15 protein-coding genes and 1 pseudogene are annotated in these 21975 nt (G+C 65.0%); 7 read left to right on the top strand and 9 right to left on the bottom strand.

Annotated elements, in window-relative coordinates; genetic code table 11:
- Positions 1–51: 51 nt before the first annotated feature.
- Positions 52–693, top strand: a complete 642-nt coding sequence (locus A5745_RS10800) for a TetR/AcrR family transcriptional regulator (protein WP_076116022.1) — start codon at positions 52–54, stop codon at positions 691–693.
- 60 nt (positions 694–753) lie between these two features.
- Here A5745_RS10800 and A5745_RS24325 read toward each other — a convergent pair whose 3' ends face one another.
- The 3 genes from A5745_RS24325 to A5745_RS10785 form a co-directional block, all read right to left on the bottom strand.
- Complete coding sequence (locus A5745_RS24325; RefSeq protein ID WP_076116021.1) at positions 754–2757, bottom strand: serine/threonine-protein kinase; 2004 nt, start codon at positions 2755–2757, stop codon at positions 754–756.
- 38 nt (positions 2758–2795) lie between these two features.
- The gene (locus A5745_RS25350) at positions 2796–4724 is read right to left on the bottom strand and encodes a serine/threonine-protein kinase (protein WP_076116020.1); all 1929 of its coding nucleotides are present in this window, start codon (positions 4722–4724) and stop codon (positions 2796–2798) included.
- A 119-nt stretch (positions 4725–4843) separates the two neighbouring features.
- Positions 4844–5266 carry a TIGR03618 family F420-dependent PPOX class oxidoreductase gene (locus A5745_RS10785; RefSeq protein WP_076058811.1) on the bottom strand — a complete coding sequence of 141 codons (423 nt, stop codon included), beginning with the start codon at positions 5264–5266 and terminating at the stop codon, positions 4844–4846.
- 120 nt (positions 5267–5386) lie between these two features.
- Between A5745_RS10785 and A5745_RS10780 the strand changes: the two genes are divergently transcribed.
- Genes A5745_RS10780 through A5745_RS10770 form a run of 3 tightly spaced genes read left to right on the top strand, consistent with a single transcriptional unit; the run spans position 5387 to position 7457 of the window.
- Complete coding sequence (locus tag A5745_RS10780) at positions 5387–5692, top strand: hypothetical protein (protein ID WP_139329542.1); 306 nt, start codon at positions 5387–5389, stop codon at positions 5690–5692.
- A 60-nt stretch (positions 5693–5752) separates the two neighbouring features.
- Complete coding sequence (locus A5745_RS10775) at positions 5753–6490, top strand: DUF899 domain-containing protein (protein ID WP_076116018.1); 738 nt, start codon at positions 5753–5755, stop codon at positions 6488–6490.
- On the top strand, positions 6474–7457 hold the full coding sequence (locus A5745_RS10770) for a sigma-70 family RNA polymerase sigma factor (protein WP_076116037.1): 984 nt from the start codon (positions 6474–6476) through the stop codon (positions 7455–7457). The genes A5745_RS10775 and A5745_RS10770 overlap by 17 nt, the downstream gene beginning before the upstream one ends.
- Here the strand turns inward: A5745_RS10770 and A5745_RS10765 are convergent.
- The 6 genes and pseudogenes from A5745_RS10765 to A5745_RS10745 all read right to left on the bottom strand — a co-directional run bounded on the left by A5745_RS10765 (position 7446) and on the right by A5745_RS10745 (position 18038).
- On the bottom strand, positions 7446–10403 hold the full coding sequence (locus A5745_RS10765) for a hypothetical protein (RefSeq protein WP_139329541.1): 2958 nt from the start codon (positions 10401–10403) through the stop codon (positions 7446–7448). The two genes, A5745_RS10770 and A5745_RS10765, sit on opposite strands and share 12 nt — an antisense overlap.
- Before the next feature lie 496 nt (positions 10404–10899).
- Positions 10900–11241: a hypothetical protein gene (locus tag A5745_RS10760; RefSeq protein WP_139329540.1), complete on the bottom strand. Its 342-nt coding sequence runs from the start codon at positions 11239–11241 to the stop codon at positions 10900–10902.
- Between the two features lie 393 nt (positions 11242–11634).
- On the bottom strand, positions 11635–14232 hold the full coding sequence (locus A5745_RS10755; RefSeq protein ID WP_076116015.1) for a LuxR family transcriptional regulator: 2598 nt from the start codon (positions 14230–14232) through the stop codon (positions 11635–11637).
- A 133-nt stretch (positions 14233–14365) separates the two neighbouring features.
- On the bottom strand, positions 14366–15511 hold the full coding sequence (locus tag A5745_RS24665; RefSeq protein ID WP_175879807.1) for a catalase family protein: 1146 nt from the start codon (positions 15509–15511) through the stop codon (positions 14366–14368).
- Positions 15512–15541: 30 nt separating this feature from the next.
- Positions 15542–17299: pseudogene (locus A5745_RS24660) on the bottom strand (peroxidase family protein); the annotation flags it as partial.
- Positions 17300–17582: 283 nt separating this feature from the next.
- On the bottom strand, positions 17583–18038 hold the full coding sequence (locus A5745_RS10745) for a DUF6294 family protein (protein ID WP_076058799.1): 456 nt from the start codon (positions 18036–18038) through the stop codon (positions 17583–17585).
- Positions 18039–18236: 198 nt separating this feature from the next.
- Between A5745_RS10745 and A5745_RS10740 the strand changes: the two genes are divergently transcribed.
- The 3 genes from A5745_RS10740 to A5745_RS10730 all read left to right on the top strand — a co-directional run bounded on the left by A5745_RS10740 (position 18237) and on the right by A5745_RS10730 (position 21972).
- Positions 18237–20477 carry an MMPL family transporter gene (locus A5745_RS10740; protein WP_076116036.1) on the top strand — a complete coding sequence of 747 codons (2241 nt, stop codon included), beginning with the start codon at positions 18237–18239 and terminating at the stop codon, positions 20475–20477.
- Positions 20467–21117 (top strand): TetR/AcrR family transcriptional regulator, encoded by a 651-nt coding sequence (locus A5745_RS10735; RefSeq protein ID WP_076116013.1) that lies wholly within the window; start codon positions 20467–20469, stop codon positions 21115–21117. Before A5745_RS10740 ends, A5745_RS10735 begins: the two co-directional genes overlap by 11 nt.
- 69 nt (positions 21118–21186) lie before the next feature.
- A complete protein-coding gene (locus A5745_RS10730; RefSeq protein ID WP_076116012.1) occupies positions 21187–21972 on the top strand; it encodes a hypothetical protein in 786 nt (261 codons plus the stop codon).
- Positions 21973–21975: the final 3 nt, after the last annotated feature.

The raw sequence follows: 21975 nt of genomic DNA, 5'->3' as shown, positions 1-21975 counted from the left end.
GAACCGTTACTGCCACGGTGGCAGTAATCAGAGGGTGACTATACTGCCACCATGGCAGTAACGAAAGGTGTCGCCAGTTCAGTCCGTCCGGTTGCCCCGCGTCGGCGGCGCGCCCCGGCCGACGCGCGTCGCGAAATCATCCACGCCGCAAAGGAATTACTCGCCCACCAGCCAGCGCACACGGTGTCGGTCGCCGCCGTCATGGCTCGGACGACGCTGTCGCGCAAATCGTTCTACGTCTACTTCCGCGACCGAAGCGAACTCCTCGAGGCCCTCGTGCGGCCACTGCGTGCCGACGCCGACGCCGCGCTAGAGCGATGGCGCACCGCCGAGGATCCCGTCGCGGCCGGGCGGACAGCGTTGGCCAGCGCAGCGCGCACCTACCGGCGCCATAACGCGATCCTGCGGGCGGTCTTCTGGTCGTCGATCGATGATCCGGACATCAAGGCCGCACGTGCCGGACTGATCGATCCTGTCGTCGCGGTTGCAGAGACCGTCATCGACCGCTTAGGCGCCGATCTCCCAGACCCACACCAGACGGCCCTCGCCCTCGTCACCATGAACATCCATCGGATGCTCACCCTCACGCCGGAAACCGGCGACGACGAACTCGACGAACTGGTTGATACCCTGGCCACGATCTGGGAGCGGACCATCACTACGGCAGCCCAAGTGAAGAAGCCGCCCCGCTAGATCAACCATCACACATGCGAGAAGCATTGGGCTGCAACGTCTAACAGTCCGACGGGCTGGCTATCGTGGTTGCTTTGGCACGTAGACGGGTGGCTCGGTGGTCAGGTCGATCATGCTGTCGACGTACCAAGTTTGACGGAACGATACGACTTGGGATTGACGGGTTCCGCGCGCGCTGTAGTGCATGGCGCCGGTGAGGTGAACCTTCATGACATTCGGGTCTAACTCGTACTTCATGTTGTCGGCGCCTTCCAGGCTGATGAGGTCGGTACTGTCGGGGTCGATGTTCACGCCTTGGTTTTCGGCGACTGGACAACCGCCTGGCGGGCAGCATCCGGCTGGTGGTGCGACCCCAGCGAAGCAGTAGTGAAGTCTTCTGTCGAGGGCCTCCAACGAGGCCTGCCGGCCGGCGTCATTGAGCGTGATCGCGGGTGCGATGGTGGGCGGATTGGCCGCGGTTAGCGCTTCGAGCAGCAGCGGTGTGGAGGCGGCACCGATGTCGATGTAGCGGTTAGAGGAGGAGACTTGCGGTGTCCCGGGGAACACCGAGATGGGGCTGGCGCCATTGGTAAGGCCCCCACCGACGGTGAGTGCCTTCATCGCTGCAGCGCTGTTCGGCGGTGCGGCGATTGTGATCGCGATGGTGGTGCTGTCCAGCTTCCACTGGCCGTCTTTCTTGTGGACCGTCATCACCGTTTGTGAGGGAGTGGGTCCGAAATGGGCCGAGAGGACGACACGCTGGGTGTCGGGCGGGGTGTCCGGACTTTGCGCCGGGTCGTTGGTAACAGTGATGTCGGTGATCGGCGTCGCCGAAAGTTGGTCGGTGAGGGCCTTATCGGTAACAAGCTGCGGAGTGGCGGGGGGTTGGGCTCCCAGCGACAGGGCGGTGCGGGCATCGCCGGTGGCCAGCGCCTCCAAGTAATGCTGGCCGGCCAGGCGGGCGGCTTCGCGGTCTTGGGCCGCGCGCTGGGCGGCGTCGGGTCCGCCGAGTTTGGATACCGCGAAAGCGCCGGCGCCGACCAGCACGGCGAGCGCGAGCACTGCCGAAACAACAGATATCACAAGGCGTTTGCGGCCGCGCTTTCTTAAGGGTGGCCAGTGTGGCGGCGGGATGGGGTAGCCAGTGCCCTGCGGGGGCAGGAATCCGGGCCCCGTCGGGGGAGCGCTCGCGGTAGAGGCGGGCGGCGGCGTCGGGCCGGCCAGGGTGGCCGGGGTTTGCAGCTGGCGCGCCAGGGCGGCGGCGAAGTCGCTGCAACGGGCGAAGCGCTGGCCGGGGTCTTTGGCCAAGGCCTGCGCGAAGACAGCGTCGGTGCTGGCCAGGTCAGCGCGTACGGCTCCGGGCCGGGGAGGAGGCGCGGTCAGATGCGCGCGGATCACGGAAATGGGGTTGGCATCGGCAAAAGGCTGGATGCCCGTCAGGGTGTGGTAGGCCGTGGCGGCCAGCGCGTACTGGTCCGCTCGGCCATCGAGCGCGGCTCCTCGTAGGAGTTCGGGTGCGGCGTAATGGAACGTTCCCATCGACTTTATGGTGTCGGTCATCACGCTGGTGGTCACATCGTCGTCCTCGGCGGGGCGCGCGATGCCGAAGTCGCTCAACAAGATTCGCGGTGTGCCGCCGTCGTCGGGATGGCTGATCATGATGTTGCCCGGCTTGACGTCTCGATGTAGGAGACCGCGGTGATGGGCGTAGTCTAACGCGTCGCCGACGCCACTCACGACCGCGATCACCTCGGCGGGAGTGAGTCCCGACGGGTGCCGGGACAGCACTTCGCGCACGTTGGGACCGTTGACATAGTCCATCGCGATCCAGAGCTGACCGTTGAATTCGCCGCGGTCGTGCACGCCGACGATATGGGGATGCCAAAGCTCAGAGGCCCGATCCGCCTCGCGGATGAACCGTTGCTGAAAGTTTCGGTCGCCCGATAGATCCGCACGCAGAACCTTGAGCGCCTCCAATCTCGGTAACCGGGGATGCCGGACCAAATACACCTCGGCCATCTCGCCCGTGCCCAGCAGCCGCACCACCGTGTAGCCGGCAAACGATTGGCCTTCGCTCAACGGCATGGGACTTCACCTTCCTAGTTTCTTCACGCGTGGCCGGCTCAGTTGTGGACCGTGTATGTCGGGGGATCTTTGGTCAAATCGACGGTGCCAGCGGCAATGTATGTCACATCGAAGGGGTTGCCCGTCGACGTGGTCCCCGCGTACTTGATGGTGCCCGACACAGCGACCAGCATCGTGGTGGGGTCAAATGCGAACTTGGCTTGGGAGAAGTCCCCGGCACTGGTGACGGTGCCCGTGTTGTTGGAGGAATAGCCCTTTCCGCACTCTGGCGGCGGGGCGACGCCGTGATAGCAATATTTTTCCCAGTTGTCGACCGCCACTTTGGCGGCCTGCAGGCCGGTGTCGTTGAGCGTCGCTACGGGTTGAACGCTGGGGTGGGTGGCGTTGGGAGACAGTGCGTTCAGTAGCACCGGTGCTGCCTGCGCACTGATGTCGATGAATCGGTTGGACGATGAGACGAGGAGGGGGCCAGGAAAAACCGAGACCGGCGTCGTTCCGTTCGTGGCGATTCCGAACAGTGCGACGGCCTTGAAGGAGGCGTTTTTGGTTCCCGGCGTACCGATGTCGATGGGCACGGTGGCGGTGTCGAGCTTCCAGTCGTTGCCGTTGCGTCGCAACGCGATTCGGGCCTGTGACAGCGTCGCGCCGAAGCGTGCCGACAAGATCACGTGCTGGACGCTACTGGGGTCATCGCCCGACGCCTGGGGAGCCGGGGTGACCGTGATGTCAGTGATCGGTGCCGACGCCAATTGGGCGCGCAGTGCATCGGCGCTGACCCACTCCGTGGTGGCCGGCGGATTGGCGCTCAACGATAAAGCGGCGGAGGCGTCCCCGCGCGAGAGCGCCTGGAGATAGTTCTGTGCGGCCAGCCGCGCGGCGCCCTCAGCGGCGCCCGAACTCGGCGGGGCATGGCGATCGGCGCCGTGCGAAACGACCAAATACGCGCCTACACCAGCGACGCAGATCACGGCGGTGACCACGGCCGCGACCCAGCGCCGCGACCGCCGTCGCGGATGCGGTGAAGAGTCGTGATGCGGCGTTGGGGCCGGTCCCGGTCGGACCATTGTCCAGGCCTCGGGCCCGGGCGTCGGGGCTTCGGCGTATGGGCTGAGCGGGGCATGGGCGATCCGCAGCCGGTCGGCCAACGCCGCCGCGAAATCGGCGCACCGCTCGAAACGCTGGCGAGGGTCTTTAGCCAAGGCGCGGGCGAACACCGCATCGGTGCTGGCAAGGTCGGGGCGCACGGCCCCGGGAAGTGGTGGTGGCGCCGTCAGGTGAGCGCTGATCACGGCTACCGCGGGAAGGTTGGAGAACATCTTGGTGCCGGTCAACAAGTAGTAGGCGGTAGCCGCCAGCGCGTATTGGTCAGCGCGGCCGTCGAGGGCCGCGCCCATGAGCTGTTCGGGCGCGCTGTAGTTAACGGTTCCCACCGCCATGTTGGTCACCGTCAGACCGGTGGTGTCATCGATCGGGCGGGCGATACCGAAGTCGCTCAATAAGATTCGGGGTGTGCCGCCGTCATCGGGGCGACTGACCATGATGTTGGCGGGCTTGACGTCGCGGTGTAGCAAGCCGCGGTGGTGGGCGTAGTCCAAGGCGTCGCTGACGGCATTGACCACCGACAGCGCCGCCTCGGCGGGCATTCCTGAGCGATAGTGCGTGCTGACCAGTTCGCCGAGGTCGGTGCCGTCGACGTAGTCCATCGTGATCCACAGTTGCCCTTCAAATTCGCCGCGGTCATGCACGCCGACGATGTGAGGGTGCCACAGCCGGGAGGCCAACTCAGCCTCCCGATTGAAGCGCTGCTGGAAATCGGGATCGGCCGAGACATCCGCCCGCAACACCTTGAGCGCTTCGTGCCGCGGGAATCGAGGATGGCGGGCCAAATACACCTCGCCCATCCCACCGCTGCCAAGCAGCCGCACCAGGGTATAGCCAGCGAACTGTGCACCTTCACTTAGCGGCATCGCGTCCCTGATGGATCTCGCAGTCGTTGCTTACCTCGCCCGCAGTCGGCTACAAACCAGACCCTAACGCACCGCTTGGATTCACTCCTGAAGTTCTGCGGAAGCGACGCCGTCCGCCGTCACGCCGCCCAGGGCCCGACGCCGCCGACCTTGTCGATCGTGATGCGAGTCAGATATCCGGGTGGCGAGCCGGGCGGCGGAAAACCGGTGCCCGGCCCGAGGAGCGCCGTGGCAATCTCGCCCAGCAGTTCGGGCGCGCCGCCCTCCTCGATGCGCGCCGTGCCCTTGATCGACAAGTAGGGCGTCTGCAGGCCGCTGCGGTCGTCGGACACGATGGTCACCGCCACGCGGGGATCACGCCGAATGTTGCGGACCTTCTGATGCTCCTCCAGATGGGCGACGACCAGCTCGTCATCGCCGTCGGCGGTGCTCTGCACCACGATCCAGACCACACTGACTTGCGGGCTGCCGTCGCGATTGTTCGTGACCAGCGTCGCTGGGTTTGCGCTGACGAGTTGTCGCGCGTCGTTGTCGAGTTTCATTTCTGCTCCTGGTTTCTATTGGGGTCGCCTATATGGGGGACTCGAGCCGGTGAAACTCATCGCGCCGGAGGCGATGAGATCGGCAGCCCGCCGCCCTCTGTACCGGTGGAGGTGATGCGGATGAGGAGAGCCGCCGTGGTTCAGTACTTCACGACCACCGATGCCGCGCAACGCAACCGCGAGCTGATCGAGGACGTGCTACGCGAACTGGCCGCCCGAGATCCTGGCGGGGTCGACTACCAGGTACTGATGTTCGACGACGGGGTCGGCTTCATGCACGTCGTCGCATTCGACGGCACCACAGACCCGTTCGAGGGCTGCGGCGCCCACCGCGAATTCCACCGTGATCTCGCCAAGCGCCTGGCCACTCCGCCGGTCGTGATGTACGCGGCGGTGATCGGCTCCTATCACGGTCGCCGACCCTGAGCCCCACCGATGAGTTTTGGCGGGTGGCTGCCTCAGTACCGCTGAGGAAAGGAGCGAAAAATGAAGATCCCCCGTACGGCGACGCGCGAGGAGTGGCTGGCGGAACGCCTCGACCTGCTGGCCGGGGAAAAGGCCGCCAGCCGGCAGCTCGCGATGCTGGCCGAGCAGCGCCGCGCACTTCCCGCGGTGGTCATCGATAAGGACTATGTCTTCGAGGGACCCGACGGCGAGGTCGCGCTGATCGACCTGTTCGAGGGCCGCGGGCAGTTGATCGTCTACCACTTCATGTGGCTGCATGACATCGACGACGGCTGTCCGAGTTGCTCATTCGCCGTGGACAACATGCCGGATCCGATCCATCTCAACGAGGGCGCCGACACCACGCTGGCGCTGGTGTCGCGCGTGCCGTACCCGAGGCTCAACGAGTTCAAGACCCGCATGGGATGGCAGCTGCCTTGGTACTCGTCTCACGGTTCCGACTTCAACTACGACTTCCACGTCAGCACCGACGAATCGATCGCGCCGGTCGAATACAACTACAAGGACAAGGAAACGCTGATCCGCGAAGGGCTGGGATACGTGGCCACCAATGGTGCCGACGGGCAAGGCATCAGCGTTTTCGTCCAGGACGGCGGCAAGGTGTTTCACACCTACTCGGCCTACGGTGTCGGCGCCGATGTCATGCTGAGCACCTACCGGTTCCTCGATCTGACCCCGTTGGGCCGGCAGCGCTACATCAACGAATGGCCTTGGCACGACACGTATGGGGCACCGGATCAACATGAGCATCACCACTGACAACGGCGACGACTTCGCGCGGCTGGCTGAGCCGTTTCGGGCCGAGCTGATCGCCTACGGCTACCGCATGCTCGGATCCGTCGACGACGCCGAAGACGTCGTGCAGGACGTCTATTTGGACGCGTGGCGCGCCTACGAGCATTTCGAGGGGCGCTCGTCGCTGCGCACGTGGTTGTACCGCATCGCCACCCGGGCGTTCATCAAGGCACTCGAGCGTGCAAAGCGCCGCCCGCTGCCGTCGGATCTGCATGAGCCGGCCAACGACCCCACCGCGCGTGTCATGGCGGCTAGCCCAGAGGTGCCATGGCTGCAGCCCGCTCCCGATTCGCTGTTGGCCGCCACGACAAGTGACCCGGTCAAGGTGGTGGCCGCACGGGAGTCCATGCGGCTGGCCTTCGTGGCCGCGCTGCAACTTCTCCCCCCGCGGCAGCGCGCGGTGCTGATCCTACGGGAGGTATTGGGTTGGCCCGCAACCGAAGTCGCGACACTGCTCGATTTGAGCGTCGCCGCGGTGAACAGCGCGCTGCAGCGGGCCCGCACGCATCTGCCCGCAAATGTTGACTCGCCGGCGCCGCCATTGGAAGAGCGGCAGCGTGAACTGCTCGACCGGTATGTGGCCGCGTTTCAAAACGCCGACGTGGACGAACTGGTCGCCGTCTTGACCGAGGACGCCCTCTTCGAGATGCCGCCATTCCTGACGTGGTTTAGGGGCAACGCCACGATCGGCGCCTTTCTCGGCGCACGCATGCGTGCTTTCGGCAATACCCCGGTCGTGCGGACATCGGCCAATGGACAACCCGCGGTGGCGCTGTACCCGGCGACCGCCGGTGGGCAGCATCGCCTGCACGCCCTACACGTACTCACTTTCGCGCCGCACGGTATCGGTCACGTCGTGTCCTTCCAGGATGTCGAAGCGTTGCGGCACTTCGGCCTTCCGCAATTGCTGTCAAAGGAATCACGGGACTGACACAGTGCGCCGCCTGGCACCGCTGGACGTGGGTTGTAGAGATGCGGCGCATTTGACGGCTTCGTCGGCGATGACGCGGCCCAGTTCGGTGTACGCGGCGAACTGTCCCTCGCTGAACCATTGGTCGGACGTCGGATCGTGGGGAAAGATGTCGCTGGACGCCGCGTACGTCAGCAGCCAGTACGGGCAGGCTTCGCACAGTACCGCTTTCGCGAAAATCAGGATGCCAGCGCTTTTCTCGAGCCCCGCCGCTGCCGGATAGGTGATGTCACCCTTGACGACCGCCCCGCGAGTGATACGGCTGTTGAGGTTGGCCAGCGCGTCGTCTTTGGCGAAGTGTTTTCCAGATCCCGGCGTGATGTTCTCGACGGAGTACGGACCCGTCTCGTTCAGCGTGATCTCCACGCCTAGTTCATATTTCGCTAGCCGAATTGCGTCGGTGAGTCCGATGGGCAGTGGCGGCGGGTCACCTCCTCCGTCGATGACGAAGATCAGTCCGCATCGGCGCCGGAGCGCTTCCACGAGACCCGAGTTGTCATAGTGGCCGCCGTCCGTGATCTGGACTAGGCGCGCGTCGATGTTGTTGATACCGAGGATTTCTCGATACAGGTATCCGCCGCCCCGGATGGTCGGTAGCGATTTTGGCCATCCCCGAGGTAGGCAGTCGAGGCCTGAATCGTTGCGGTGTTCGGCGTCCCTGAGTTGGGTAACGAAGCTCGGATTGGGCAACCAGGTGCCCAGGCGCGCACCGGAGACGGCGAGCAATTTCTCGATTCCCTTGTTCTGGCGTCCCATCGCCGAGGCGAACGCCGCGCCGCTCACCGCGACTGCGGCTTCCACGGTCAGGTCCCGGCGAATCCGGGGTGGCGCCGCCTCGAACAGTTTCTCGGTGTGGAACCAACCCAGCGCCGGTCCGCCGATGTAGTCCGCGCTCATCACGTACGACACCGCGTTGAGCCCGGGCGCGGGCCTGTCGGGGCCGGTGATGGTGGCCGCGCACGCAAACACGAATTGTGGGCCGTTAGTCGTCCGGCCGTACCAGTGCAGCCAGGTGGGTTCGTCGTCGCGATACCGCACGGCTTCGTTCGGCGCGCCCTTGTCGGGGGCGCGGCGGACCGCGAAGGTGTGTGCGAGCCGGCGTCGATAGAAGGGGTGCAGGCTCAAAGACGTGACATCAGCGAACCCGATGAATAACCAGGTGAGGGCGACGCCGCCCAGCCACCAGATCCCAGGAGGCAGGTGCGCGAGGTGTTCGCCCAATCCGTTTCGTGCGCAGTAATGAAATGCGCCGGCGGCGAAGCTGCCCAGCAGCGCCAGCCATACCACCAGAAGCACAGCGAAGGTGGCGACCGTCAGCAGCAGCGAGATGACCTGAGGCGGCAGGATCCGTTTCAGCAATCCCGGGGACGTTTGCATGCCGGCGCTCTTGATCAGCTTGTTCTTGTCGCGCCAGATCATGGCGATCAGCGCGGCGACGTAGTTGAGTCCGACGACCCCTGACAGCGCGGCGAACGCACCGCCCGTGGATGGCGCCTGGCCGCTCACGCCCGAGCAGAGTCGCATCAAGCCGGGCAGCGCGATCGTGAGCGTGAAGACCACCAGCGCGAACCCGGCGCTCGCACGCGCCAAGCGCAGCGCCAACAGCTGCCGGTCTTCGCTGCTCCGACTACTCGATTTCCACTCCTCGAAGAGCGCGTACAGGGTGAACGCTACGGCCCACAAAGCGAAGAATCCCAGCGCCCAATAGGCAGCGGAATGGGTGATAAGTGAGGGGAAATATTTGCCGTTGTTCGGGTCGATGGCTGCGCGCCCGTCCGGCACCGGGGGGAATGCGGCGATCGGGATTCGGGCGAGTAGCCACCCCAGCGCCGAGCCCGCGATAACGGGGACGGTGAAGATGGTCGCAAGCGAGGCCACCAGATTCTTGAGCACCTCTACGAGCGCGCGCAGCAAGCCGACTGGTGAGTCAGCGATGTAGCTCGACCGGCTGCGAATGTGATCGAACTCTGCCGATCCTTCTTCAAACCGCTTCGAGATCGGCACCACGTTCGGCAGGGGTGGTTGGGGTTTGTCCCCTTGCTCGGGTTGCTTGTTGCGCTTCCGTTTCTCGGTGCGCTTTTGCTGCGGGTCGACCTGTTTGTCCTGTACCGCCAGCAGCCGCGCGCCGGCGGCATATCCGCCTCCCGACACCGAGATGACGTAGTCCAGGCCGTCCAACAGCGTTGCAGCGCTGCTGCCATTCCCGCTCGGTTTCGCCACGGCATCGGTTGCGCTGGATGGTTTGGAGAACACCTGCATAGCGCCCATCGCCACGCAGGCAGACCGAACACCTCCGCCCGAAAGGCACAGCGCGCGAAGCGGTTCCGTGCGATTCTTCAGCGCTTCGGTGACGCCGGGCACACTATAAGAGTGCAGCCAGCGCTGCTGGTTTTCGATGACGGCTTCAGCCGTCTGGCCGGAATCTGCAACTGCCTTTTTGACGGCCTCTTGGGTTTCCGTCGGCTTCGGCAAGTCATTAGGTGCCAGTACGTCATCCCACCACGGCGCCGGCAGGGGTTCAGCCTCCGCGTCGGTCTTGATCCACCGAAATAGTTTGACCGAGCGCAGCATCTGCGGAATCGACACGCCCTTGCAGCTATGCCAGATGCTTAGCCGCCGGTACCAGGCCATTAGGTCACGCAGGACGATCCCAAGGGAAGCAAGTACCCCGACTGCCCCCACGGCGATCATGCAAAACTTGATGGTCGCGGCGGCTTCCGCGGTGCGCCAACCGATTCCGTGCTGGGCCGGCGTGATCCACAGCAGCAGGTCTTCGATCCCGTTTGCTAGCACCGCGATGACTACCGCGGCGATGACGAAGGCGGCGATTCCGCGACCTGCTCGGGAACTCGCGCGAGCACGATAGAACAACGCGCAACCCAGCAGCACCAACCCATAGGCGACCAACAAACATACGTCACTGAGTATTGGTGCGGATAATTGCGATCTAGGCTCGCCGATCGCGGGATCTCCAAATGCGTAGCGGGTCAGTTGCCGTATACACGGGCCGTCCACACCAAAGCAGCTGAGCCCGCCCACGACGATCATTCCCAGCGCGATAATTGGTAGCCACGCTGACAGACGTTTCTTCATTGCCGACAGACGTTTGCGCATTTCGCCTCCCAGGCTCGACCGTTAGTCGCCGGCCAATGTGGCTAACGGATAGCTTGACATATTTTGCTGGATTGCACGGGGCAGCACATGAATATCGCTACAAATCAAATTGCCAATAAGGGGATCAATGGCGATCGTGAGCCGTACTGCCTGGTGGCTGCCATCCCCGCTCCGCCTCAATCCTCGCGGTGGCGTTCGTAATCCCAGCGCTCTAACCATGCGGAGAGGCGATGAATTCCGACGCTGACAATTATCAGCATGACCGCTTCCATGGCTATGAGCAGGTCATTCATAGCCGTTCCATTTCGCGCGCCATTGCGGCGTTCTCGATGTAGAGCGGGCGCCGTGCGTAGTAGCGACGCGGCTCACGCTCGACATAGGAGTCCAGCGAGTCCAGCGCCGCCGACAGCCGTTGCCACAGCTGGACGATCCAGTGCCGGCGGGTGGCGGCGGTCTGCGATGTGGCACCGGCAGCTGCAGTTGCGAACATGACTTCGCGCTCGCTGATGAGAACGGGCGGCGGGGAAGCGGCGATAGTGCTCTGCGCTTCCGCGGCGTCCGCGCTGCGGGCCGGTTCAATCGTTGCAGCGGCGCCCTCGTCTGGCGCCACTGTCTTCGCGGTAGATAACATTTCGACTCCCTGAGGGCCGGGGTTCGGTTCCGGTCAGTCCGGCTGTGATGAAGAATTTATGAATCCATCGGTGTCGACGGCACGCGTAACGGACTACCTGTGTTGCGGCGCAGGACCTTGCGGCGCCGGTCGAGCCTCCGGCAGCAATCGCCGAGGCCGTCGCCGCGCTCACTTTTGCTAGCCGGGGGTGATCGCGAAGCAAACATGTTGCGAGCGTGTCTAATTCAGGTGTGATGAGCGGGTTGGCACTGCCGGCGGCAGTGCGGTCAGCCGGATCTACCGGAAAGAAACCGATCAGGCGAGCGGCGGGACTACTCGAGAAGGCGTGGCCGAGGGCCGCCAGGGTGAGGTAGTGACCCCTGTGGCCTGCGGGTTTTCCGCGAGCGGCCCGGTTCAGGTCGTGTTGCGCGCGACGACGGCCGCCAGTTCTTCGCGGTCGGAGATGTCGAGTTTGATGCAGGCGCGGTAAATGTGGCCTTCGACGGTGCGTACGGAGACCGTGAGCTTGTCGGCGATCTCACGGTTGGACAGACCTTCGGCGATCAGGGCCGCTATCTCGCGTTCCCGGGAGCTGATCGGCAGCGGTTGGGCCGCGGCCCGGATCGCCGGTGTGTTCGCTCCGCCGCATAGCGCGGCTAGTCGAAGGGCCCGCGCCGCGGCTTCGGTGGTGTGCCGGTTGTGGCCGCTGCGCTCGTAGAGCACGACGGCCTGCGCGGCGGCGTCCGCGGCCGAGAGCAGCAACCCCGCCTTCTCGAAGTCGCTGCTCAGCGCGTCGAGGGCGTGCGGATCGGAGCCGGCCACGGCCGCGGCGTGGCGAGCGTAGAGTCCGGCCACCGTGCCGTCGACCCGTTTGGCCAACGCGCCCAGCCGCGCCGCGACGGTCCGGTCGCCGAAGCGTGCGGCGTGGTGCAGCGCTTCGGCCTCGACGGCGTACTGGCCGGCTCGGTGGGCGGTGTCGGCGGCGGCGCGCGCCAGATCGACACCGGTGCGTTCGCCGCCGCGGCCGGCGGCCAGCCACGCCCTGGCGATCATCGCCATCGGCTCGTGCAAGTCCAGGTGCGGACCGGAGTGCTCCTTGGCGTCGGCAAGAACCCGCTCGGCTTCGGCGGTGCGGCCCAATCCGGCATACGCCCGGGCCAACAGCAGCCGGCCGGGCAGCCGCCACGGCAACGAGTTCTCGGCGTTGAGCGCGGCCAACGCCTGCTCGAATGCCGTGATGGCCTGGGGGAACTTGCCCCGGTATGTGGCGACCAGTCCGGCCATGATCTTCGCGATAGCCCAGCCGACGAACTGCCCCTGTGAGGAGAACCGGCTGTAGTCGGCCACCCGACGGTCGGCCAAATCCAGGCTGCCGGTGTGGGTCAGCGCCAGGATGTCGCCATAGCGGATCATCCAGCGGATCATCCCGTCGGTGGGTTTGTGCTCGACGCGACAGCGCGCCGCGATCGGTTCGAAGCCGGCGCCGCGGCCGGCGACGGGCATGGCCAGGCCGGCAGCGAAGGCCGCGAAGTCGGCGGCTTGTTCCGGCGCTTCGGGGTCGGCCAGGACGGCCTCGGCGGCCGCGATGCCTTCGTCAAGCTTGTTCTGGTGCACCGCCATCGCCGCCCCGGTGGCCTCGACGACGAGGCGCAGCGCGTGATGGGTGACCCGTTGACGCATCAGCGAAAGGATGTCGTGGGCTTGGTCTATTTCGCCCATCGACCAGAACAGCGTGGACAGCCGCGGGATGCCCCAAAGCACGAGCTGCAGCTCGTCGAGTTCGTCGGGGTTGAACTGCGCCAGGATCGAATCGGCTTCCCCCGGTCTTCCCTGCCACAGCACCGCCCGCGAGAGCAACTCGCCGGCGCGCAGCCCGTCGCCATGCTCAAATGCGCTGCGCGCCAATCGTTCCCCGAGGGGAAGGTTGGCTAGGAAGACGGCGTCCTTAGCGGCGGCCACTAGCAGAGCGTTGTCTGCTACCTGGTCGCTGTCGACGGACAGTTGCGCCAGGCGGATGCGATCCGCCGGAGAGGTGATGTCCCTCGCGGCGAGCACCGACACGATATTGCCGCGCAGTTTTCGCGCGGAGGCGGTGCCGGTGCGGCGGCGCATCACGTCCCCGTACAGCGGATGGGTGATGCGGGCGTTGAGCATGTGACCGTCGCGCGCGATGCGAATCAGCCCTTGCAGTTCGGCGGCGTCGACGGCCTCTTCACCGGCCAGTTCGACGAGCGCATCGAGATCCAGCGGCTCGCAGAATGCGAGGAACTTCAGCGCGCCGAGCGCCTCGGCGCCGGCGTGATCGAGCCGGCTCTCCAGTAGCTCGGCCAGGCCGGAGGAGACGGCCGTGGGTCCGCGCAACTGCCAGACGCCGTCGACCTCGGTCAGCGTGCGGGCTTCCACTGCGCCCTCGACCATGTGCCGCAGAAACAGCGGATTACCGCCGGACGCCGACCACATGACATCGGCCGACAGACCTTCCAGGACGCCGCCGAGCACCGATTCGACCAGCGCGATGCTCTGCTCCTTCGACAGCGGCTCCAAATCGAACCTCTGCAGGTAGCCGTCCTTCCACAGCGAGGTGACCGCATCCGGCACGGCTTCGCCGCTGCGGACGGTGGCGACGATGCGCCCGCTCCGCTCGACGGCGATGTGGTGCAACAGCGTGGCCGAGAGCTGGTCAAGCAGATGCGCGTCGTCCACGCCGACCACGGGCTCGGCGCCGGCGAGCATATTTTCGCGCGCCGCGGCCAGCAGCGCGATGGGGTCCCGGGCACTCGAGGCACCCACCCACTGCATGAACGCACCGAGCGGGATCGCCTGCGAGGACTCGGTGCATGCGGCCCAGTGCACGGCGGAAGGCAGCGTGTCGGTGACGGTGCGGGCCAGTGTTGTCTTACCGACGCCGGCGGGCCCGATGAGTACCACGCCGCGCTGCTCGTCACCGGTGAGCGCGGCGCGGATCGTTTGTTGCTCCACCGGCCGTTCGAGCAACTGCCACCGGCTGCTCATGTATGGGAAGTCTAGGGCCGTCCCGGGGTCGGTGCCGAATGAAATCGCCCGTGAACCTAAATTTTGGGTGCGCAGGTGCGCCACCGCCCGCGCCGCCCGGGCTCGGGTCGAGCCGGTGAGTGAGCCGGCGCGCTCACTGGGGCAGGTCAGCGACGGTCGGCTCGAAGGGGCGGACATTGTTCTTGTCGTGGCGGAAGTTGCTGGAGGCTTCGTAGACCTTCAGTTTGAGGCGGTTGATCGGGCCTAGCGGGCGGTGCGCGGCCAGCCCGCGCCACGAGTTATAGGACAGCACGTCGTCGCCGAACCGGCGCCGGTCTGGGGAGTCCGGATTCTGTTGCTCATAACGGAGCTTGGCGACCCCGATATGAGGACTGACTTCTTCCGGCCACGGCACCGTCGCGTCCTCGATGGGCATCCGGGCCAGGTCGGTGCACAGTTGGGCGCGCAGCTCGAATTCGGCGCTATTGCTCGCGAAGAAGTCGAATACCTGGCTGCGGTAGGCGTCGTAGCCGCTGTCAGCTGGCAGCAGCTGACCGGCCAGTGTCTTCACCGACTCCGACAGCGGCACGATCTCGAATTTCGCGACATTGTCGCCCCACCGGATGGGCGCCGACGAATAGAAGTTCTGTCCCAGGATGTGGGTGTTGGGCTCGATGAAGATCTCCACGGCGTTGGGAGGTGCCACGCCAACCCGGGACAGGATGGATTTGGCCCGCGTGAGCGCCGCGCCGACGGCGCTGAGCCCCGGATCGGACAGGCGTGCCAACAGCCACGCCAGGGGCATGCCGCGCCGCAGGTAAGCCCGCACATCGGCGAAGGGGAATTCCCGATGGGTCACCAGCAGGAAGTCCTGAGTCTTGGCGTCATCGTCGGCCAGGATGCGGTCGCCGGGCTCGTCCAGGAGCACCTTGATCGCCAGGCCGTGTACCCCGCGTATCTGGTCGCTTCGGATCACCCCGGAGGTGGTCGACAGCCGGGTGACCACCGGATAAGTGCGTGGCTGCGCGAACAGTCCCTGGGCCAGCTCGGGCCGCAGATCGGGATAGACGATGAGCTCGCCCCGCAGCACGGCCAACGTCTTGGCGTGGGCATCGCGCAGGCCGTGATGAAACTTCTTGTAGGCCCATTCGTTGTTGCCGTGCAACGCCTTGACGATTCCGTCGATCTCACGATCCTCGTCGGGCCCGGGCTGTTCGAGGGCGTCGCTGTAGGGGACGTACGTGGGCTGCGGGCCCGGTGGCGGGGGATAGCGGCGCACATCCGTTCGCGGCGGGGACATCCGGGTCCACGCACGTGCGGGTGTTCTTGGCCACGGGGCGAACGGATTGGTGACCGAGCGCAGGGTGGGCTCCAGCGCGGGGAAATGTCGCAGCAGCACGGTCCGCATCGAGTTGGTGTGCACCCACTCCATGCCGGCTTCGGTGTACATCGCCGGGGTGAAGTCGGTGGTGAAGAAGCGGTCGCTTCGCAGCCGGCGGGAGGCCATCAGGATGAAGATACGAAAAGCGGTGTCGCTGAACCCAAAACCCGGTGGCTTTGGCTCGGCGTACAGGCCGATCATGAGATCGACGCGTTCGACGTCGCCGTAGATCTGGCGCAGCTCCTCGGCCCACGCCGGATTGTCGGTGAGCTCCTCGAAGGTGGCGGCGGGCTTGAGTCGAAGCATCCGCCGAAAAGCGTTGTAGCGCGGCACACCACGTTCCCGGATCCGCAGGATGTCCGCGGCGGCCAGGTCGATAGGAATGTCGTCGACCCGGTGGAAGTCCTGTAAGTGGACCGGAAAGTTGTGCAGCGTAATCTGGCCGGGGTTCGCGACCCCCATCGAGTAGAACAGGTCGTCGGTTTCCCACTGCGCCAAGCGCTCTCGGACATGGGGCAGCGCCAGCTCGGGTAGCTCGTAGTGCGCCAGCTCCTTATCGTCGCGAAGCGAGCGCACGACGTAGTCGTCGGGGATCAGGGGATGCATGCGGTAGACGGCGACGAATTCCTCGGTCAGTGAATACGGCACACCGTCGTGGTTGGTGGGTGATCCGGGGATGCCCTGCAGAACCTCACTCGGGGTGAGGCGGCCGTAGCGCCCATCGAAGCGCTGCCCGAGCACCCCGAACCAGTTGGCCCGCATGGCGGACTCGGTGGTGGGGTGGGCGATGATCGCTGGGGTCCACTCCAGGGTGTGAATCTTGGCCATCAGCGCCGAGTTGACCAGGCAGGCTTTGTCGTAGAGCTGCTGGTCCGTCATCGTGGGATTGCGCAGGTGTAGTTCGCGGCAGATCGCGTTGTGCTCACGCAAGAACAGGGAATGCAGTAGCGCTAACCCGAGCCAGAAGTTGGCCCTGATCGCCCCGTGCGGGTCAAGGTAGGTCTCGAGATCCTCCGGGTGCAGGCCGACGTCGTCGATCTTGACCTGACCCAGCTCGCCGGTGCGTAGCCCGTTGGCGAATCCTGGGGTGTTGCCGTAGATCTGGGATCCGTCCCACCAATGGGTGTCCCGGGTGACGAAGGTTGGTGGTCCCGACGGATCCGGGCTGGGGTCGGGTGGAGTTCGTTTGATGGTCATGACAGGGTCGGGCCAAGGATCGGGGGGCTCGACGGGGATCTGCCAGGGGTTGTCGTCGATGGTGCCGTGGCTGAACCAGTCGTGCACCTCGAATTGGATCCAGGCGGCAGCCAGCAGGTTGAGCGTGGTCGCCGGCTTGAAGCTGTCACGCCTGAGCAGTCGCTGGCTGATCAAACGGGGGTTGGGTTCCAGGATGCGGTCGGGTTCTTCTGGATAGGTCAATTCGGTGGCGACGTTGCGGCCGAATCGGCTGCCCAATGATCCCATCAGTGGGTTCTGCAGGTCGTTGTTCGTGCCGTCCAAGGTGCGGGCGTCGCGCACGGGAGTGACACCGTCACCCGCGGGCGGGCGGTCGGCGGATCCGCGACCGGTGTCGTAAAGGTTGTCTGCGCGCAGTTGCTCACGCAATCCGACGAGGACGGCGAGCCCCAATGGCTTGGGAAGTCGGGACCATCCGACCCACCGATCTGTCAACTCTGCTACTCGCGCCAGCCGGTCTCCGAGCGTCATGATCGCCTCCGCTCAATGGGTTTGACTGCCCAACGCGGGAACCACCGCGCGGGGCCGAATTGGCATCGCGCACCGGCCATCTGCTGGCCGGTCCGGCGGTGTCGTTGCTAACCGTGCACACGGTTGCTCCAGGTCGTCGTTCGCCGTAATAGCTGAAGCTGAGGTGGACACTAACAGTTCGTCGGGCATCGGGCGGTGGATCCGCGCCCGCGCCGACCGCCGCGGCCACCGCGTCAACGCTGGCGTCGGTGCGGCCGGGCAGGCAACGGAACACCTAACGGGATCAGCAGTGCGCCTGGTTAATCCGTGCGCTGGCGGCGGAGTCGAACCACACGGCTGGGAACCCGAAATTCTCGTCCCAGGTCGCCCATTCGTCCTCCCAAATCATCGGCGGGCCGATCAGCTTGGGGCTGGTCCACAAGACGACGCCGTGCACGTCGAGCAAGGAGATGCCACCGTAGAACACCCATCGGTCGTCATCGTCACTGGACTTCACGTGCGCAAAGAAGTTCGCCGTTCCGTCAGCTTGAATCGTTAACATCTCGTCCTGCAGGACACAGTCACCGACATGCGTGACACCCGACCAAACCCACCACTTTTTCGCGACCTCGAACGGACTCGGCTCGGGGTGGAGGCGTACGTCGCTTAAAAGGTCCACCGGTGATATGTGCTTGCACGCCGACTCTGGTTTCTCGTCCACTGTCGGCTCGGCGTTGACGGCGTCATTGTCAATGGTCATTTCATGCTCCTAACGGCGTTGGGATCGCCGCACCACCTGTGCGGCCGCTCCCACATTCCGTCGTTCGACGGACGCGCCACACGCGTAGTTGACTACGCGAAACTCGGCCCGACGGCGACGCGGATCTGCCCATTGGCCTTGACCGCCTCGGAGTAACGTCGCTACGGTAGCGTCGCTACCTTATTGCGAAGGATGCTGATGCTGGAACGGTTGACGCGATTTGTTGTCGGTGCGCCGCGACTGGTGTTGGGGGCGGCATTGCTGGTGGCGGTCGCCGCCGCCGTGTTCGGTCTCCCGGTCGCGAGGCACCTTGCCGCGGGTGGGCAGCAGGACCCGACGTCCGAATCTGCGCGGGTAGCGCAGACTCTCGTCGACAAGTTCGGTATCAGTGACCAGTCGCTGGTGTTGATGCTCAGCAGTGAGCAAGGCGCAAAGACTCCTGCCGTGGCCAAGGTCGCCGGCGAGTTGGAAGCCGAGCTGCGCCGCTCCGGAGTCGTGCTCAATTTGACGTCCGCATGGAACGCGCCGCCCCCGGTCGCGGCCGAGTTGTTCAGTAAGGACGGTAAGTCCGGGATGATTGTGGCCGGCCTGGTCGGCGGCGAGAACGACGCCCAAAAACATGCCACCACGCTGATCAAAAGCCTCGGGCACGATCGCGACGGGGTCTCGGTGCGCGCCGGCGGGATGGCCACCGTCTACGGCCAGATCACCAAGCAGACCGAGCGCGACCTGCTGACCATGGAATTGATCGCCATCCCGGTGACTTTCGTTGCGCTGGTGGCGATTTTCGGTGGTCTCAACGCGGCGCTCCTACCGCTGGTGGTGGGTCTCTTCTCGATCTTTGGGGCCATGTCGGTGCTGCGCGCCCTGACCTACTTCACCGACGTTTCGATCTTTTCCCTCAACCTGACCATCGCGATGGGACTCGGGCTGGCAATTGACTACTCACTGCTGATCATCAACCGGTACCGAGAAGAGGTCGCCTCAGGGATGAGTCGCGACGAGGCGCTGGTATTGACCATGCGCACCTCGGGACGGACCGTGTTGTTCGCCGCCTTGACCGTGGCTCTGGCGCTGGTTTCGCTGGTCCTTTTCCCGATGTATTTCCTCAGGTCGTTCGCCTATGCCGGGGTGGCGGTAGTGAGCGTGGGCGCGGTGGCGGCCCTGGTGATCGTTCCCGCGGTCATCACCCTGCTCGGCGATCGCATCGATGCGCTTGACATCCGTCGGTTCGTGCGACGCGTCACGCGCCGTCCAGAACCCGTTGCCCGGGACATCACCGAGACGTTTTGGTATCGGATCGCCAAACGTGTTATGGCACATGCCATTCCGATAGCCGTGGCAATAGTTGCCGCGCTTCTGTTTCTGGGACTGCCATTTCTCGACGTACAGCTCGGCTTCCCGGATGATCGGACGCTGCCCGCGTCGGCGTCGGCCCGCCAAGTTGGAGACGAATTGCGGACCAATTACAGCAACGACGATGCTACGAACCTCTCCGTCATCGTCGAGCACGTGACGGAGCCCGCGCGCCAACAGCTGGACGGCTACGCCGCCGAGCTTTCGCGTGTGCAAGGCGTTACCAGCGTGTCGGCACCAACCGGCGCCTATGTCAACGGAAACAAGGCCGGCCCGGCGGCGATGCACACCGGAATCAAAAACGACACGGCGCTTTTCACCGTGCAGACCAAGATCGAGCCGTACACGGCGGCCGCCGAACGCCAGCTCGACGCCCTGCACGCAATACCGGCGCCCGGGGGCGCACATCCGATGATCGGCGGTGGCGCGCAACTGGACCGCGATGCCGTCAACGGCATACTCTCTCGGCTGCCGTGGGTGCTGGGCATCATCGCCGTCGTGACCTTCGCACTGCTGTTCATGCTCACCGGCTCGGTGGTGCTCCCGCTAAAAGCGTTGGTTCTCAACGTCATATCCCTGACGGCGACGTTCGGAGCCCTGGTTTGGATATTCCAGCAAGGCCACCTCGGTGCGTTGGGCACCGCGCCCACCGGGACGATCACCTCGAACATGCCCGTTCTGATGTTCTGTATCGCCTTCGGGCTTTCGATGGACTACGAGGTATTTCTGATGTCCCGCATTCGGGAGTATTGGATGAATTCGGGCCGCACCCGGGCCGACAACGACGAATCGGTGGCTCTTGGTGTGGCCCGCACCGGCCGCGTGATCACCGCCGCCGCCGTGATCATGTCGATCTCGTTCGCCGCGCTCATCGCCGCGCAAGTGTCGTTCATGAGAATGTTCGGAACCGGACTGACGATCGCAATCCTGATGGACGCCACCATCATACGAATGCTGCTGGTGCCGGCCTTCATGAGGATCTTGGGCCGGCTCAACTGGTGGGCACCCGCGGCGTTGGTGCGCTGGCATGCCCGGTGGGGGATCACCGATGAGCCGCTCGAGGAAAACGCCTATGCATCCTGAAACGCGTCGGCAACGCCTGCCCCGGGGATCGGGCGGGCAGCTGCGTGAGCAAATCATCGACACGGCAACGGAACTCATCATCGCGTCGGGAGACACCAAGGCACCCTCGACGCGAGAAGTAACCCGGGCGCTGAACATCTCCGCCCCTTCGCTCTATCGGCATTTCGCCGACAAAGACCAGCTGCTCGATGCCGTGTGCGCGAAGTACTACCGCCGCCTCGGCGAGGTCATGCAAGACGCCGCGCGCGACCTACCGACCCCACTGGAACGATTGCATGCCCTGGGCATCGCCTACGTGCGGTTCGCGGTCGCGACACCGCTGATGTATCGGGTGGCTACCGGCGCTCCGCCACGGCGGGGTAGCGACTTCGACGAAACGCTCATCAGCTCGGCGTTTGTCCACCTGCAAGACACTGTGCAAGAACTCATCGACCAAAAGTTCTTCCCGCCAGGTGATTCCGTCGCACCCGCCCTGCAGCTGTGGGCGGCGGCCCACGGTGTTGCGTCCCTCCTCATCACCAAGCCGTACCTCCCGTGGGGGGACGCCGAAGCGTTCACGAACAACGTCCTGCGAGCCGTGTGTATCGGGCAAGCGGTCGACGGCCTTGATCTCTCTGTGCTGCTTCCGCGTCGGGAATGATCTCAGCGTTTTCTCAGCGCGGTTACCGTAGGCATGCAGGAAACACCGAGGCCGGAAGGTCACTGCCAGATGAACGACATGACGAAACAGGCGTTGACCAAGGTCCCGGCGGTCACTCTGGGGTTCTGGGTCATCAAGATATTGGCGACGACGCTGGGCGAGACCGGCGGCGACACCGTGACGATGACGCTGAACTGGGGCTACGTCGCGGGTGTCGTTCTCTTCGGTGTGGCCCTGGTTGTCCTGGTTGCGGCGCAGATCTTCGCCAAGCGCTTCCACGCGAGTCTGTACTGGGCGACGATCGTCGCCTCGACAACTTTCGGCACGACGCTGGCCGACTTCGCCGACCGGCAGTTGGGAATCGGCTACACGGGCGGATCGCTTCTGCTGCTTGCCTGCCTCCTGGCCACCCTGGGGTTGTGGCGGTGGACGCAGGGAACGGTGTCCGTGAGCACCGTTTCGACGCCGAAGGTGGAGGCGTTCTACTGGGCGACGATCACGTTTTCGCAGACGCTGGGCACCGCGCTTGGGGATTGGCTCGCCGATACCCGCGGATTCGGTTACGAGCGCGGGGCATTGGTATTCACCACGGCTCTGCTCGTGGTAGTCGCCCTGTACTACTGGACCAGCGTGTCGCGGGTGACCCTGTTCTGGGTGGCATTCATCCTGACGCGGCCCCTGGGCGCGACCGTCGGCGACTTCCTCGACAAGCCGGTCGCCGACGGCGGCTTGGCCCTGAGCCGTCCGCTGGCGTCGGCGGTCATCGCGGGCATCATCGTCGCGTTGCTCATCGTCCTGCCCCAACGCGCGGGACGTCACCCGGGCCAGGCGGAAGCCGCGCGCGAAATAGCGTGACGG

Source organism: Mycobacterium sp. IS-2888, from assembly GCF_001954215.1.
Taxonomy (GTDB): Bacteria; Actinomycetota; Actinomycetes; order Mycobacteriales; family Mycobacteriaceae; genus Mycobacterium.
Note: the sequence above shows the minus strand (reverse complement) of the source record. Positions and strands in the feature narration are given on the sequence as shown.

Excerpts from the sequence above, each read along its gene's own strand:
- A5745_RS10760 (WP_139329540.1), bottom strand. The coding sequence starts at position 11,241 with ATGTTATCTACCGCGAAGACAGTGGCGCCAGACGAGGGCGCCGCTGCA.
- A5745_RS25350 (WP_076116020.1), bottom strand. The coding sequence starts at position 4,724 with ATGCCGCTAAGTGAAGGTGCACAGTTCGCTGGCTATACCCTGGTGCGG.
- A5745_RS10755 (WP_076116015.1), bottom strand. The coding sequence starts at position 14,232 with ATGAGCAGCCGGTGGCAGTTGCTCGAACGGCCGGTGGAGCAACAAACG.
- A5745_RS10775 (WP_076116018.1), top strand. The coding sequence starts at position 5,753 with ATGAAGATCCCCCGTACGGCGACGCGCGAGGAGTGGCTGGCGGAACGC.
- A5745_RS24665 (WP_175879807.1), bottom strand. The coding sequence starts at position 15,511 with ATGTCCCCGCCGCGAACGGATGTGCGCCGCTATCCCCCGCCACCGGGC.
- A5745_RS10800 (WP_076116022.1), top strand. The coding sequence starts at position 52 with ATGGCAGTAACGAAAGGTGTCGCCAGTTCAGTCCGTCCGGTTGCCCCG.
- A5745_RS10745 (WP_076058799.1), bottom strand. The coding sequence starts at position 18,038 with ATGACCATTGACAATGACGCCGTCAACGCCGAGCCGACAGTGGACGAG.
- A5745_RS10735 (WP_076116013.1), top strand. The coding sequence starts at position 20,467 with ATGCATCCTGAAACGCGTCGGCAACGCCTGCCCCGGGGATCGGGCGGG.
- A5745_RS24325 (WP_076116021.1), bottom strand. The coding sequence starts at position 2,757 with ATGCCGTTGAGCGAAGGCCAATCGTTTGCCGGCTACACGGTGGTGCGG.
- A5745_RS10780 (WP_139329542.1), top strand. The coding sequence starts at position 5,387 with ATGAGGAGAGCCGCCGTGGTTCAGTACTTCACGACCACCGATGCCGCG.
- A5745_RS10770 (WP_076116037.1), top strand. The coding sequence starts at position 6,474 with ATGAGCATCACCACTGACAACGGCGACGACTTCGCGCGGCTGGCTGAG.
- A5745_RS10730 (WP_076116012.1), top strand. The coding sequence starts at position 21,187 with ATGAACGACATGACGAAACAGGCGTTGACCAAGGTCCCGGCGGTCACT.
- A5745_RS10740 (WP_076116036.1), top strand. The coding sequence starts at position 18,237 with ATGCTGGAACGGTTGACGCGATTTGTTGTCGGTGCGCCGCGACTGGTG.
- A5745_RS10785 (WP_076058811.1), bottom strand. The coding sequence starts at position 5,266 with ATGAAACTCGACAACGACGCGCGACAACTCGTCAGCGCAAACCCAGCG.